The organism is Pontimicrobium sp. MEBiC01747 (genome assembly GCF_053601635.1).
Window position 1 is genome coordinate 1 of record NZ_JBSHNS010000120.1, and the last position, 14,035, is coordinate 14,035.

At 30.2% G+C, this 14,035-nt stretch carries 16 protein-coding genes; 11 read left to right on the forward strand and 5 right to left on the reverse strand.

Features of this window, described 5'->3' with window-relative positions:
- Positions 1–110 precede the first annotated feature (110 nt).
- From bioD to ACVC2P_RS02880, 5 genes are read right to left on the reverse strand one after another with little or no spacing between them, the layout of a single operon-like run.
- Positions 111–746: a dethiobiotin synthase gene (gene bioD / locus ACVC2P_RS02860; RefSeq protein WP_452596975.1), complete on the reverse strand. Its 636-nt coding sequence runs from the start codon at positions 744–746 to the stop codon at positions 111–113.
- Positions 747–1,124: a DUF2007 domain-containing protein gene (locus tag ACVC2P_RS02865; RefSeq protein ID WP_452596976.1), complete on the reverse strand. Its 378-nt coding sequence runs from the start codon at positions 1,122–1,124 to the stop codon at positions 747–749.
- Between the two features lie 15 nt (positions 1,125–1,139).
- On the reverse strand, positions 1,140–2,291 hold the full coding sequence (locus ACVC2P_RS02870) for an aminotransferase class I/II-fold pyridoxal phosphate-dependent enzyme (protein WP_452596977.1): 1,152 nt from the start codon (positions 2,289–2,291) through the stop codon (positions 1,140–1,142).
- A gap of 18 nt (positions 2,292–2,309) precedes the next feature.
- Complete coding sequence (locus ACVC2P_RS02875) at positions 2,310–3,170, reverse strand: DMT family transporter (protein ID WP_452596978.1); 861 nt, start codon at positions 3,168–3,170, stop codon at positions 2,310–2,312.
- Positions 3,151–3,708, reverse strand: a complete 558-nt coding sequence (locus tag ACVC2P_RS02880; protein ID WP_452596979.1) for a hypothetical protein — start codon at positions 3,706–3,708, stop codon at positions 3,151–3,153. The genes ACVC2P_RS02875 and ACVC2P_RS02880 overlap by 20 nt, the downstream gene beginning before the upstream one ends.
- A 145-nt stretch (positions 3,709–3,853) precedes the next feature.
- On the opposite strand from ACVC2P_RS02880, the gene ACVC2P_RS02885 reads away from it, so the two are divergent.
- The 11 genes from ACVC2P_RS02885 to ACVC2P_RS02935 all read left to right on the forward strand — a co-directional run bounded on the left by ACVC2P_RS02885 (position 3,854) and on the right by ACVC2P_RS02935 (position 14,003).
- Positions 3,854–4,372, forward strand: coding sequence for a DUF2975 domain-containing protein (locus ACVC2P_RS02885; protein ID WP_452596980.1), 519 nt, complete (start codon positions 3,854–3,856; stop codon positions 4,370–4,372).
- A gap of 2 nt (positions 4,373–4,374) precedes the next feature.
- The gene (locus ACVC2P_RS02890; protein WP_452596981.1) at positions 4,375–4,896 is read left to right on the forward strand and encodes a DUF2975 domain-containing protein; all 522 of its coding nucleotides are present in this window, start codon (positions 4,375–4,377) and stop codon (positions 4,894–4,896) included.
- Between the two features lie 2 nt (positions 4,897–4,898).
- On the forward strand, positions 4,899–5,417 hold the full coding sequence (locus ACVC2P_RS02895) for a DUF2975 domain-containing protein (RefSeq protein ID WP_452596982.1): 519 nt from the start codon (positions 4,899–4,901) through the stop codon (positions 5,415–5,417).
- A 3-nt stretch (positions 5,418–5,420) separates the two neighbouring features.
- On the forward strand, positions 5,421–5,627 hold the full coding sequence (locus ACVC2P_RS02900) for a helix-turn-helix domain-containing protein (RefSeq protein ID WP_452596983.1): 207 nt from the start codon (positions 5,421–5,423) through the stop codon (positions 5,625–5,627).
- Entirely contained in the window at positions 5,614–6,171 is a 558-nt protein-coding gene (locus ACVC2P_RS02905; RefSeq protein ID WP_452596984.1) for an N-acetyltransferase family protein, read from the forward strand. The genes ACVC2P_RS02900 and ACVC2P_RS02905 overlap by 14 nt, the downstream gene beginning before the upstream one ends.
- A 31-nt stretch (positions 6,172–6,202) precedes the next feature.
- Positions 6,203–7,462 carry a Y-family DNA polymerase gene (locus ACVC2P_RS02910; RefSeq protein WP_452596985.1) on the forward strand — a complete coding sequence of 420 codons (1,260 nt, stop codon included), beginning with the start codon at positions 6,203–6,205 and terminating at the stop codon, positions 7,460–7,462.
- A complete protein-coding gene (locus ACVC2P_RS02915) occupies positions 7,459–7,899 on the forward strand; it encodes a LexA family protein (protein ID WP_452596986.1) in 441 nt (146 codons plus the stop codon). The genes ACVC2P_RS02910 and ACVC2P_RS02915 overlap by 4 nt, the downstream gene beginning before the upstream one ends.
- 5 nt (positions 7,900–7,904) lie before the next feature.
- Positions 7,905–8,954, forward strand: coding sequence for a helix-turn-helix domain-containing protein (locus ACVC2P_RS02920; protein WP_452596987.1), 1,050 nt, complete (start codon positions 7,905–7,907; stop codon positions 8,952–8,954).
- A 119-nt stretch (positions 8,955–9,073) separates the two neighbouring features.
- Positions 9,074–9,511, forward strand: a complete 438-nt coding sequence (locus ACVC2P_RS02925) for a nuclear transport factor 2 family protein (RefSeq protein WP_452596988.1) — start codon at positions 9,074–9,076, stop codon at positions 9,509–9,511.
- Positions 9,512–9,513: 2 nt separating this feature from the next.
- Entirely contained in the window at positions 9,514–11,679 is a 2,166-nt protein-coding gene (locus tag ACVC2P_RS02930) for a DUF5916 domain-containing protein (RefSeq protein WP_452596989.1), read from the forward strand.
- A gap of 746 nt (positions 11,680–12,425) precedes the next feature.
- Positions 12,426–14,003: a hypothetical protein gene (locus ACVC2P_RS02935; RefSeq protein WP_452596990.1), complete on the forward strand. Its 1,578-nt coding sequence runs from the start codon at positions 12,426–12,428 to the stop codon at positions 14,001–14,003.
- The last annotated feature ends 32 nt before the right edge of the window (positions 14,004–14,035 follow it).

The window sequence follows — 14,035 nt, forward strand, 5'->3', positions numbered from 1 at the left end:
CTTATAATATTCTGTACTCTTATTTTTAAGATTAGTTTTTAATTAACGAAGTTAACGAAGTTAAAGAAGTTTAGGGTGACGTTGTTGGTTTAAAACAATAAGAAAAAGAATTAATCTAATCCAAAAAAGTGTTGAGCCTCTTTAGTGCCTCGTAATTGTTCTGCATAGTCCTTAACAATATTCTTATCAAAATATGGTTCTTCTTCTATGCGTCCTAAAATAGGCGCATTAGTTTTGGTTTTAATGATTGCCTCGGTTGTTTTATGCTCATCCCCGCTAAATAAAATGGCAACGTTAAAGCCTTTATCTTGTAATAAGTTTACTGTTAAAAGTGTATGGTTTATGCTTCCTAAATAGTGTCTAGAAACTACTATCACTTTATAATTTGGTTGTATTATATCTAGTATGGTGTCTGTGTCGTTTAGTGGCACTAATATACCACCTGCGCCTTCAATAACTAATGTGTTTTTAGTTTTTGGCGCTTTTATTGTTTTGGTTTTAATATGTATTCCATCTATATCTGCTGCTGCATGTGGACTCATTGGTGTATTTAATGCATATGCATTATCGTGAAATTGCGATTTTGTATTAGAGGTTAATTGTTTTACTTTTTTAGTATCGCAATGGTCTAATTCTCCTGCTTGCACAGGTTTCCAATAATCGGCTTGTAGGGCTTCTGTTATAATAGCCGAAGCTACTGTTTTACCAACTTCGGTAGAGATGCCTGTTATAAAATAGGTATTCATTTAAAAAACGGTATTACATACATTACAGCGGTATTTCGTTTTTTCGAAAAACGGAAATAACATGTAAAAAATATTTTTTCTTGAGGGTTCTGCTATTAATATTTTGGTAGACTCGCAATTTTCGCATACAATAGCATTTCCATCTTTATCTTTTTCGTAAGCTCTAATTCTATTATAAATAGTTATGGCTTTGTTTAAATCGTCATTATGGACTAATAGTTTAACGCCTCCAATGGCTTGGCTTATTAAAGGGTCTGAGTCTACAGTTTTTTCATCGGCCAACATTACACGTATGTATTCTTCCTCTAATTTAGATTTTGTTATATGTGCTTCTGTAGAATACGGAAATGTTGCTAAAACTGTATAATGATCTACCATAGATAAAAATGATTTTTAAACAAAGGTACTAAGTAAGCTTAAAACCTCGGAGATTTCTTTTTTAGAATTATAAGCATGCAAGCAGAAACGAAGTCTTTCTTGCCCTTTTGGCACTGTTGGCGATAGTATGGGTTTAACACTAAATCCGTTGTGTTGAATAGTATTGGCAATTGTTTTTACAGTGTTATTACCAGAAATAATGCAGCATTGTATTGCCGAGTTACTTGTTATAAATATTTGCTGTAATTGGTTTTTTTCTATTTCACTATTAAAAAAATGAATGTTATGTTTTAATTGTGCTATAGCATCTGTTTGTAAAAGCTCTTTATATGCTGTTTTAATAGTTGCTACCGCGTGTGGTGGTAATCCTGTAGTGTATATAAAAGTGCGCGAAAAATTAATTAAGTAGTTTTTTAAAGCTGTGCTTCCTAAAACTGCTGCACCATGGCATCCCATAGCTTTCCCAAAGGTTACAATTCTTGCAAATACTAATTGCTCTATTGCTAAGTCTTGAACAAGGCCTACGCCATTAGTTCCAAATACACCAAGTGCATGTGCTTCGTCTATTATTAAGTGATAATTGTTTTCTGTACAAAAGGTGGCAAGCGCTTTCAAGTTAGGCGTATCTCCATCCATAGAAAACACAGATTCTGTAACAATGTAAATAGTTTGATAGGGCTCGGAAACGAGTTCAGAATGACGCTGTGCTAGTGTTTTTAAGTTGTTTAAATTATTATGTTTAAACTTATAACTTCTAGCTGTACTCATAGTAATACCATCACGAATGGAAGCATGAATATATTCGTCGTAAAAGATAATATCGCCGCGTTGTGGTACACTAGAAAAGAACCCTAGGTTAGCATCGTAACCCGAATTAAAGAGTAATGCATTTTCACTATTATGGTATTGAGATAATTGAGTTTCTACTATCTTGTATAATAAGTGATTTCCTGTTAATAAGCGTGAGCCTGTAGCACCGTTTTTAGTAAGGTTGTTTTCTGTTAAATACTGGTGCGTGTGTTTAAACAAATCTTCGTTTGCAGAAAACCCTAAATAGTCGTTAGATGAGAAATCTACCAAATCTTTTTGTGTACCCAGTTGTCGTAATGCATTACTTGCTTTACGGTTGTCTAGTTTTTGCTGTAGTTTTTTAGGAAAACTTTTCATATAACAAATATACAATTACTAAGTGTTCTTTTTACTCCTAACACTTTCAATAACTACTGTTGCTAAAATTAATAAACCGCCTAAAAAAGTATTCCAAGTTGGGATTTCTTTTAAAAATAAATAGGCTAGTATTATAGCATATATGGGTTGCATACTACTAATAATACTTGCGGTACTTACCGAGAAGTATTTTAAGCTTTTTATAAATAAGGTATGCCCAATAGCTGTAGTTAATAATGCTAGTAGAATAACATAAGGAAATTGTGTGTTTATGTTAGAACTTCCGTAGTAAAACAAAATAGGCAATAACGCAATACTAACTATTAATAATTGGTAAAACATAAGCATAGTGCCATTGTAATTTGGAACATGACTTTTTAGTATTAAGGTACGTAAGGCATAAAGCAATGCCGATAGTATACCAAAAAGAATACCTTTTACGTATGTGTTTTGGTAGTTTAATTCTGGAACTAGTATATAGATACCTAATAATACAAGCAGCCCTAATATAATATGAATAGGGTTTAGTTTGGTTTTAAAAAACAAAGGTTCTAACAATGCCGTTATTATTGGGAAGGTGTATAGCGATAAAATGCCTAGCGCTACGTTAGATAGTTTTAAGGCGTAAAAATAGGTAACCCAATGAGCTCCTAAAAACAATGCGCTTAGTATAAAACTTGGGGCGTCTTTTTTATTTAGTTTTAAGTTTATTTTTTTGTATTTACAATAACCTAATAAAATAAGCATGGCTAAGGCCGCACGCCACCATACCGTTAGAGGTGGCGGCATGTCTATAAACTTACCTAATACGCCAGAAGTGCTTATAAATACGGTTGCTAGGCTTAGTTCTAGTAATTGTCTAAGGTGTTGGTTTTTCATTATATTGTTTGGCTTTTAGAGCGTCCTTGTCTATCCATTTAAAATCGTCTGGAACAGTGGCGTCTAATAAATCTATATTTAGTACTTCGGATAAATCGAAAGCTACAGATACGGCATCTTCAAAATTATCTCTAGAATATAATTCGAAATATTGATTTGTATCATACCAAAGATTAACTATAAAACACTCCCCATCTCTAGTAACTCTATTATAGAATACAGAAATATAATCGTAATTACGGATTGTTTGCCAGCGACCAAATTTTAAAAAACCAATTTCTGTAGTTGGTTTAAATCGGGATTGGCTTATATCTATATAAACTTTTTTGTGAGTACTAAGTATTACTCCAGCAGCAGTAAGCATTATAATAGCAAACAGTTTATTTTCTACAAACTGTATTAGGTATGCTTCGCCTAGTTGAAAGTTTTTATAATCTCCAAAAATTAAATAAATAACAGTGGTAAATACTAATGCCGCGAGGACTAATTTCCAATAAGGTCTATTAGTTTCAGAAACGATTATGTTAGTGTCTTTCATTAGTCAAATATAAATAATTGTAAGACTACTTTTTTAATTTAACTGAAAGATATATTTATCTTATTTCAATAAAAAATTATTGTTTTTCAATAATTTTTTATTATGTTTGTTATTGTTAAACAATAATAAATTAAGTTTTTTCATTATGAGAATTGCTAAGAGATTAAAGTTATTAATAGATATTTTTAGTATTGTATTTCTATTAATATTAGCTGGAATGATAGTAAATACTTTACTATTTTATTCTTCTGGAAACACATGGAATGGATTAAAAAATGGACCAAATATTGTTCGTTATTTTGGTGTAAATCATCTTTTGTTAATTATTAGTAATGTATTGTTAATGGTAGGTGTTTTATACTTGCGCAAGGCTATGAAAGCGATTTTAAATACAGACTATTTTTCTTTGGAGGTTACAAAAAATTTAAAAAGAACAGGAATAACATTTGTAATTACTGGTGTTACTTATATAATAATCCAGATTGTCTCTTTAACTGGTACTCCAGCATTATTAAGCATGAAATTTAGTTTAAAAACATTTCATGTAGATACATTAGAAGTACATGGTTTGTTTTTTATCATTTTAGGCATGTTTTTTATGCTTACTAGTTACATATTTACTCAAGCAAGACAGTATAAACAAGAAAATGATTTAACAATTTAATTATGAAAACAAAACAAATTTTAGAGCTATTAAAAATAGTTTCTTGGGTTATTTTTATAGGGCTTTGCATTAAGGTTGGCGCTATTATTATTTCGTTTATAATAAGTTTATTTGTAAATGCAGAAGCAGCAGGAAATTTATATCTGGGGTTAGATTTATCTCAACTTAAAGCTTACTCTAAGCTGTATTATATTTATATTGTTTCCTTGTTAATAACAATAGCTAGTTTAAAGGCGTATTTGTTTTATCTGGTTATTAAACTATTTAAAAATATTGATTTCGATAATCCTTTTGATGTAGTAGTAGGCAATATAATTTCTAAAATTAGTTACTATGCTGTTGTGGTAAGTGTTATTGCTATAATAGCGAATTCGTATAGCGATAGATTAATACAAAAAGGAGCCAGTTTCGATATAAATTGGGGAAGCAAAGCGTTTATTTTCATGGCAGGATTATTATTTATTGTAGCTGTTATTTTTAAACGCGGTATAGAGATACAATCTGAAAATAAATTAACAATATAACCATGAAAAATTTAAAAGAGATAGAAGTTTTTAAAATGATAATTAAACTTATGTTTTTTGTTTTTTTAGGAAGTTATTTTTTATTAATAATTAAAAACGTATTTGCTATAATGGAGAATGATATGTCTTATATAGGAGTATGCTCTAATCAAAACGTAACATCTATAGATGTTGGAATAATGATTGTAAAAATAATATCTAAAGGCTTATTCTTTTTTGGCTTTTATCACCTTATAAAAATCTTAAATTTTAAAGTTATAGACGGAAGTTTTACCAATGAGAAAATTAACTTGTTTAAAAAATCGGGAAATATACTTTTAATGTCGAGTATTGTAGGTAGTATTGTTGTTATTTTTAATGTATTTAAAAATGGATTGGATATTGTTTCAAACCTTAAACTAAATAATGACTTTTTATATAGTCTTTATTTTTCTACTATAATTGGCCTATTTTTAATAGTATTTAGTAAAATTTTAGAGCGCGCTAAAAGTTTAAAACAAGAAAATGAGTTAACAATATAAACTATGGCCATAATTGTAAATTTGGATGTTATGCTTGCCAAACGTAAAATGAAAAGCAAAGAACTTGCAGAAATTATAGGGATAACTACAGCTAATTTGTCTATACTAAAATCTGGTAAAGCAAAAGCAATTCGTTTTTCTACATTAGAAGCTATATGCAAAGCATTAGATTGCCAACCAAGTGATATTTTAGAATATGTTGAAGACTAATATTACATACCATAGAGTAAAAACAGAAAAAGAGTTAAACGCTATTTTAACACTCCAACAGGAGAATTTACCAGAATCACTTACAGATGGCGACAAGGTAAAAGAAGGTTTTGTATCTATAAAACATGACCTAGATATTTTAAAAAGAATGAACACTGCTTGTGCACATTGTATTGCTAAACAAGATGATAAAGTTGTAGGTTATACCTTGTCTATGTTGCAAAGTTTTAAAACAGAAATTCCATTATTAATCCCTATGTTTAATGAAATAGATAAGGAATTATTAAAGCAAAATAAAACGCTTAGTTATGTTGTTATGGGGCAAATATGTATAGATAAAAGCATGAGAGGTCAAGGTGTTTTTAGAGGCTTATATAATTATATGGCTCAGGAACTTAAAAGTAACTTTAATGCTATAATAACAGAAGTAGATGCTAAAAATATAAGATCATCTAATGCGCACAAAGCAGTTGGTTTCGAAATTTTAAAGGAATATGAGTCTAATAATAGAGTTTGGGAATTAATTATTTTGAATATTAAGTAACCAAAATCATTTTCTCGTATCTTTACAGTCTATGTTTGCACTTGTAGATTGTAATAATTTTTATGCTTCATGTGAACGTGCTTTTAACCCCAACTTACAAGGAAAACCAGTTGCTATTTTAAGTAATAATGATGGTTGTGTTATTTCACGAAGTGATGAAGCCAAAGCAGTTGGTTTACCAATGGGCGCGCCTATTTTTAAATGGGAAGCCTTTTGTAAAGCCAATAATATACATGTGCTATCCTCTAACTATCCTTTGTATGGAGATATGAGTAGTCGTGTTATGTCCATATTAAAACAATTTACACCAGATATAGAATTTTATAGTATAGACGAATCGTTTGTAGAGTTTAGAAACTTTAAAACCGATTTCGATTATAATGATTATGGTTTACAAATAAGAACCCGTGTTTTAAAATGGACAGGGATTCCAACCTCCGTAGGTATAGCACCAACAAAAGCACTATCTAAAATAGCTAATAAAATAGCAAGAAAATTTCCTAAAGAGACTAAAGGCGTCTATGTTATAGACTCTGAAGAAAAACGAATAAAAGCCTTAAAATGGATTAAAATTGAAGACGTTTGGGGTATTGGTAGACGCTTATCTAAACGTTTAAAATTAAAAGGCTGCAAAACAGCTTTAGATTTTGTGCAATTACCTGATGCATGGGTAAAACAGAATTTTTCGGTTATAGAATCGCGCTTAAAACGTGACCTAGAAGGAATTTCTACACTACAATTAGATGAGCATAAAGACCGAAAAATGATTGCCACTACACGTAGTTTTGAGTATACCTATTCGGATATAGATAACATAAAAGAACGCATCTCTACATTTGCCTCTAGTTGCGCAGAGAAACTTAGAAAACAAGATTCTAGTTGCTATGTTATTATAGTCTCGTTAAGTAGCGATAGACATAAAAAAGGAGCTGAGCAACACAGGGAAAGTACTAGTGTTAATTTAACATACCCTACAAACTCCTCGTTAATTATAAGTAATTATGCTATTAGCGCAGTAATGTCTATATTTAAAGAAGGAATAAAATACAAGCGAGCAGGTGTTATTGTAACAGGATTGGTACCTACAGATAATTATCAATTAAATATGTTTCATAACGAAAACCCGAAACATAAACCATTAATGGCCTCCATAGATAGTTTAAACACTAAATATGGCGATTATAAAATTAAATTAGGGAACCAAGATTTAAAACGCACCTGGAAAATGAGGCAAGAACGCTTGTCTCCAAGATATACCACTAATATTAACGATATTATAGTTGTAAAATGATAGTACATAAATCAGGAAGTTTAACCTTCTTTACACCAGAAACCGTAGACGATGCAGCTGCACAGTTTTTCGATACCGGGATTTCTGCAGGTTTCCCATCGCCAGCAGACGATTTTAAAGAGCAACGTTTATCTCTAGACGAAGAACTAGTAAAAAATAAAGAAGCTACCTTTTATGCTAGAGTTAGCGGACAATCTATGATTGGTGCTGGGCTAGAGGATAACGATTTGTTGGTGATAGATAGAAGTTTAGAGCCCGCAAATAATAAAATAGCAGTTTGTTTTTTAGATGGCGAATTTACAGTAAAACGACTGCGAGTAGATAATGATGAGGTTTGGTTACAACCAGAAAATCCTAATTACCCTATTATTAAAATTACCGAAGACAATAACTTTTTAATATGGGGTATTGTTACTAATGTTATTAAAAAAGTATAAACCACATGGCGTTTAATAATCCGCTGGTATTTTTTATTTGTTCTATCGGTGTTTTTAATGGTTTTTTAGCCAGTTTCTATTTCCTTTTTTTTAGTAAACAAAAACGTGTTCAAAATTTCTTTTTTGGCTTATTATTACTGTTTTTAAGTATACGAATAGGTAAATCTGTATATACTATTTTTACAGAACGAGAAGCACGAGATTTACTAATACTTCAAATAGGTTTATCTGCCTGTTTTTTAATAGGAAGTGCATTATTTTACTATATAAAATCCTCTATAGAAAACACTAAAGTCATTCCGCGTGCATGGAAAATACATTTTGCAACAGCAACAATTGTAATTGTAACTATAGGTATTGTAAAACCTTATCGAATTAATCCAGAAGCATGGAGTAACTATATTGTTTACTCAATTTATGTTGTTTGGGGGCTTTATATATTAGGCTCGGGAGTATTGCTTAAAACGATTTTTAAAAAAGTAATGCATAAAACGCAGAAATGCACCACTTCAGAGCTTTGGTTAGTTGCTGTGTTTGTAGGCAATGTATTAATTTATTCTGCCTATATAATAGGTTACTTTTATTTGTACTTAATAGGAACAGTGACATTTTCTATTGTGTTTTATGCCTTATTAATTTTTTTACTATTTAAAAATAACAGAGAAAGTGTATTTCAAGATATTCCAGAAAAATATGCATTAAAAAAGATTGAAACGAATGAAGCAGAGCAGTTAAAAGTGAAGTTGCAAAAAGTAATGCAAGAACAACAATTCTATAAAAATACCGATGTTAAATTAAAAGATATTGCAGCGGTACTTAACATTACACCACATAAATTATCTCAATTTTTAAACGATAACTTAGGAAAAAGCTTTGCAATGTTTATAAATGAGCAACGTATTGAAGAAGCAAAGCAATTAATAAAAGAAAACAATCAATTTACGCTTGAAGCCATTGGGTTTGAAGCAGGATTCTCTTCAAAATCAACTTTTTATGCCACCTTTAAAAAAGTTGTTGGGCAAACACCATCAGAATTCAAAAAACACTATTCGTAATAAATTAACTCCAAAATTATAATTCTGGACACTTCAATTATAAGCTAACACGCTAATTTTAGCTTGTTTTTTCATGTTTGTATTAAATGAAATAAAAAAACATTAAATACAAATTCATCATGAAAAATTACATGCTATTATTAGCCCTACTATTCACTTTTCAATTTACAAAAGCACAGTCTGAATGTGTAAAAGTTGAAACGACTTTACAAAAATATATGGAAGGTAGTTCCTATAATAAGCTAGACCTATTAGAAAGTGCTTTTACCGAAGATGCAACATTATATTTAACACTTAGAGACGGTAGTTTTAAATCAATAACACCAAAAGACTATGTAGGTTTCTTTAAAAATGGAGAAACAGGAAAATTTAATGGCCGTGAAGCGAAAGTATTAGCGATAGAAGTGGTGAAAGATATTGCAACCGCGAAGGTTGAAATTGCCGGGCCTGAAAGACAATGGGTTTATATAGATTTATTCTTATTGAAGAAATTTGAAAACAGCTGGAAAATTATTAGTAAAACGGCAACACGAGTAGATAACGCTGCAAGTAACTAATTATGAAGCGTTTTTTAGTATTAATAATGTGTTGTTATATATTACCTATAACAGCACAAACGGCTACAATTAAATATGCAGATGCTACAGTAGAAATAGATGGAAACTTTAAAGAGCCAGTTTGGGAGCAATTACCAGAATATACAGGGTTTTACAATTATTTACCAACAGATATTGGCTTAGCCAAAAACCAAACCTCTGTAAAACTGTTTCATAACAAAACAAACTTATATATAAGAGCCATTTATAATGACACCACAGCAAAAACGCAAGTAAGTACGTTAAAAAGAGATGTCTCTATAGCTTTTAGCGATGCTTTTGTAATAATTTTAGATACCCAAAACCAAGAACAAAATGGTTATTTTTTTGCAGTTAATGCTTTAGGAAATCTAACCGATGGGTTAGTAGGCAGAAACAATAGCAATTATAACCTTAGCTTTAGTTGGAATGCAACATGGCAAGCTAAAGCAGTTTTAAATGGTAACAAAAAACAGTATGAAATAGCAATCCCTTTAAAAGCGCTAAACTTTAATAAGGATAATGCTGTCTTTGGTGTGCAGTTTTATGTAAGAGACATTAAAAATAACTCTTGGACAATTTTTAAAAATGTAAAGCGTAACTATGCTAATCTCGATTTAAGATTTACCGAGAAGTTTATTGTTGAAAACTTACCAGAGAAAGCAAACTCTCGGTTTACTGTAACCCCTTCTTTAACCTCAAATTATCAAAATAATGTTACCGGTAATGTTAAAGAAACAACATACAAACCCAGTTTAGATGTACAATATAACCTTACGTCTTCTTTAAAATTAGATGCTACAGTTAACCCTGATTTTTCACAAGTAGATGTAGACCAACAAGTCACGAACTTAACACGGTTTTCTGTTTTTTTTCCAGAACAAAGAAATTTCTTTTTAGAAAATTCAGACTTGTTTTCTAATCTAGGAGTCAATGGAATTAATCCGTTTTATTCAAGGCGAATAGGTGCGAGTTCAGACATTCAGTTCGGATTAAAACTATCAGGAAATTTAGCATCAAAAACACGAATAGGCATTTTAAATGTACAATCTAGTAAAAATAAAGATATAGCAGCTCAAAACTATGGAGTTATAGTAGGAGAGCAACAACTCTCTAAAAGTATTGCAGCTACAGGATATTTAATAAACAGACAACAAACCAATGCCTTTAACTTTATAGATGATTATAATCGTGTTACGGGACTGAACCTTAATTACAAATCGAGTAATAATAAATGGATAGGTCTGGCTAATTTTGGTAAGAGTTTTAACGACGGAATATCTAATAAAAATACATTTTATAATGCAGGAATTTGGTTTAATAAAAGAGGATTCGAATGGAACGCAGGGGTTAAAACCATTGGACGTAATTTTATTACAGACATTGGGTTTACACCTAGATTATATAATTACGATGCTATAAATAATGTAACGGTTAGAGAGGGGTATACAGAAGTAAATACTGGTATCGAGTATCAAAAATTTTATGAAACCTCTAATACTTTAAATTCCTTTAGAATTTTAAACTATAGAAACAATACTTATTTCGATGAGCAAGGCAAATTAAACCAAACAGCGCACTTTTTAAATTCTGCCATATTTTTTAAAGATTTATCAGCGTTATATTATGTGTTTACCTATGATTATGTCGATTTAAAATATGGATTCGACCCCTTAAGAAATGGTAATGCATTACAACCAAGGAAGTATAATTATGGACTTTTAAAAGTAGGTTATAATTCTGCAAACAACCAAAAATTAAGGTATCGTTTTAATATTCAAAAAGGACAATATTTTAGTGGAAAAAGAACATCTGGAGGAATATATTTAAATTATCAATTACTACCATTTGCCAATTTAGAAGCCAGTTACGATATTAATAGAATAGATTTAAAAGAATTAGGCAAACAAACCTTTCATTTAATGCGCTTTACAGGAGAAGTCTTTTTTAATAACAGATTAAATTGGACTACTTATTTACAACACAACACCCAACGAAATAATTTTAATGTAAATAGTCGCTTACAATGGGAGTATAAACCGTTATCATATATTTATTTAGTATTAAGCGATAATTACAACAAAACAAATTCATTTAATAGAACAAATTGGGGACTAGCCTTTAAAATAAATTATAGATTAGACCTATAAAGCCCAAAAGTGCGAAGCTATGCTTCGCATTTTTTTTTAATACAATTTTTAAAATTTAACCTATAAATAACGTTAAAATAAACAAGTTGAGTGTTTTTATAGTTTTTCGATAAAAGACGTAAAAACATAGGTTAAAATACAATTAGCTTAAATTTTTTTATTTAATTTCGTTACACCTAAAAAAGTATTAGAGTTGTTTTTGGAAGTCACTTCTATACTTTTTTTAAAGGAAAGGAAATTGAATTTAAAGAGTATTCTTTTTAGTTTAGAGTACTAAAATTATAATTAAAGTAGTGACGTATAGCTTTTTTTATATTTTATCTCTAAACAAAGATTTCTATTTTATTAATCCAAGTAGTTGTTGGAAAATGACTAGTTAAAATATTAGAAATTATGAAAGTAGTAAACTAATAAGTATTTTACTCACAACGATAAAGAACAAAAAACATATTTTAATATGCTCTTTATCACCTAAGCTATTAATTAATATAAACCATATAAATAACAGGTAACTACAACCGTGTTCTATTAAAAATCTAACCCTAGGATTTTTAAACAATAACTTAAAACAAAACCCTATTAAAATAAAATACATTTAAGAGTAAGAGTCTTACAATTTGATGTGTTTAAAGCAAATCTGTGTATAGAAATTAACATCATTAACACGAGTTAATAACATACATGTGTGCTTATATGCCATATTTATAGCTAAATCAATAAAAAACAAAACCATAAAAATTCAGAACATGAGAATTTCAAAATCATTAAAGACTAAGAAAAAACGGAAACAAATGTTTAAGGCTATTTTTATAGCGCTTATATTTCCATTAAGTATTACAAGTTGTTATACCTATAAATGGACAAATACCAAAACAGTAGAAACGGCTGAAGCTCCAAAAGAAATAAAACAACTATTTAGCGACCATAATAATAAACTAATTACAACAGGAATAAGCCCAAACTCTAATTATAAATATGATGCGTGGGAGAAAGATATGGCATTTAACAACAGTAATGTTTTAAACTTTAATACAATAACCCTGTCATTAAATGATGTTATGCCTAAAGGTCAAGTTTTAGTAGATATGGTATTCGAAGATGGTATAGGAAATAAAATAAAATTTAATGCCTTCGATTTAATGCGTGTTGTACCTACTTTAAACACTACTGGAGCACATTTATATCCAGAATTACTGCTTGAGGAATTTAATAGATTTGGAGTAGGGTTTAGAAAAGAGTTTAACGAGTTTAAAATAGAGAGATCAAAGCAAAATACAGATGAAGTTAATAAAGCACTAGACCGTGTGTATAGAGCAAGTATAACTAACGGTTGTTTAGATCCTGGTAAATGGGAAATAGTTTTAACTAGTGAAGATTATTCCGATTTTAATGCTAGAGTAAAGAATCCGGTAAACTATAATCAAAATAAAATTCTAGCACATAGCTGGTTTTTAATACCCAAAAATGTATACAAGACATTGGTTGAGTTAAAAAACCCTAATGTAAAATTGAATGGATTCGATTTTGGAGATTTCGATTATAAAACATTATCTAACTTTTCAAAAGGTATTGAAATTGATTTCGAAAAACTACGCAAACCAATAAAAAAGTCTTGGGATACCAAGATGATTGAAGTAGGCCATGAAAGCAACAAACCTATAGCGTTGTTAGATATGGAAGAACACTATAAAATAGACTACGGTTTATTTGTCGGCTATGATGAAAATAGCTTAAGTAAAGAAACCTACAAATCTATTTTAAACCCAGAAAAGCAACCGCTACAATTTGCTCAGTTTAGAGATGAAGGGTTTTACTCACCAGAAACAGCTTTAACATTCGATATGAATTGGTTATCCCATTTAAATGAGATAACTATTAAAAGTGTTGATTTGCCCGAAACAGAATGCGTTGTAGAAATACAGGTTAAAGGAAAATGGTCTCCCTATACACTTACTATAGGAAACTTTGATTTGTCAACATTACAAGAACAAAAGCTATATGGTTTGCATTTTGGCTTTAATACATACCCAAAAGGAAGACGATATAATCCAGCACAAGCAACCATTACTTTCGATGAAGATTTAATGCCTAAAGACTATGAAAGATATGTGTTGCTTACAGATTCTAAAACTGGGCATTGGGTGGATAATTTTCATAAAGGATTAGGTAAAGTTTACTTGTCCTTTGATACGTTAGAACGAGACGTTTTAAATATTCATCTAATCTCTTACGAGCGAATTGCTCCTCTATGGATGGGAAGAGTAAAACTTCCAAAAGAATTAAGAGAGCGAGTAAGAATCCGTAAACAACTTTACAACTACTAATTCAAAAGCATTTTCATCAATAGAATTAAAAA

Excerpts from the sequence above, each read along its gene's own strand:
- ACVC2P_RS02895 (WP_452596982.1), top strand. The coding sequence starts at position 4,899 with ATGAAAAATTTAAAAGAGATAGAAGTTTTTAAAATGATAATTAAACTT.
- ACVC2P_RS02915 (WP_452596986.1), top strand. The coding sequence starts at position 7,459 with ATGATAGTACATAAATCAGGAAGTTTAACCTTCTTTACACCAGAAACC.
- ACVC2P_RS02875 (WP_452596978.1), bottom strand. The coding sequence starts at position 3,170 with ATGAAAAACCAACACCTTAGACAATTACTAGAACTAAGCCTAGCAACC.
- ACVC2P_RS02880 (WP_452596979.1), bottom strand. The coding sequence starts at position 3,708 with ATGAAAGACACTAACATAATCGTTTCTGAAACTAATAGACCTTATTGG.
- ACVC2P_RS02900 (WP_452596983.1), top strand. The coding sequence starts at position 5,421 with ATGGCCATAATTGTAAATTTGGATGTTATGCTTGCCAAACGTAAAATG.
- ACVC2P_RS02930 (WP_452596989.1), top strand. The coding sequence starts at position 9,514 with ATGAAGCGTTTTTTAGTATTAATAATGTGTTGTTATATATTACCTATA.
- ACVC2P_RS02905 (WP_452596984.1), top strand. The coding sequence starts at position 5,614 with ATGTTGAAGACTAATATTACATACCATAGAGTAAAAACAGAAAAAGAG.
- ACVC2P_RS02865 (WP_452596976.1), bottom strand. The coding sequence starts at position 1,124 with ATGGTAGATCATTATACAGTTTTAGCAACATTTCCGTATTCTACAGAA.
- bioD (WP_452596975.1), bottom strand. The coding sequence starts at position 746 with ATGAATACCTATTTTATAACAGGCATCTCTACCGAAGTTGGTAAAACA.
- ACVC2P_RS02890 (WP_452596981.1), top strand. The coding sequence starts at position 4,375 with ATGAAAACAAAACAAATTTTAGAGCTATTAAAAATAGTTTCTTGGGTT.
- ACVC2P_RS02910 (WP_452596985.1), top strand. The coding sequence starts at position 6,203 with ATGTTTGCACTTGTAGATTGTAATAATTTTTATGCTTCATGTGAACGT.
- ACVC2P_RS02870 (WP_452596977.1), bottom strand. The coding sequence starts at position 2,291 with ATGAAAAGTTTTCCTAAAAAACTACAGCAAAAACTAGACAACCGTAAA.
- ACVC2P_RS02925 (WP_452596988.1), top strand. The coding sequence starts at position 9,074 with ATGAAAAATTACATGCTATTATTAGCCCTACTATTCACTTTTCAATTT.
- ACVC2P_RS02885 (WP_452596980.1), top strand. The coding sequence starts at position 3,854 with ATGAGAATTGCTAAGAGATTAAAGTTATTAATAGATATTTTTAGTATT.
- ACVC2P_RS02920 (WP_452596987.1), top strand. The coding sequence starts at position 7,905 with ATGGCGTTTAATAATCCGCTGGTATTTTTTATTTGTTCTATCGGTGTT.
- ACVC2P_RS02935 (WP_452596990.1), top strand. The coding sequence starts at position 12,426 with ATGAGAATTTCAAAATCATTAAAGACTAAGAAAAAACGGAAACAAATG.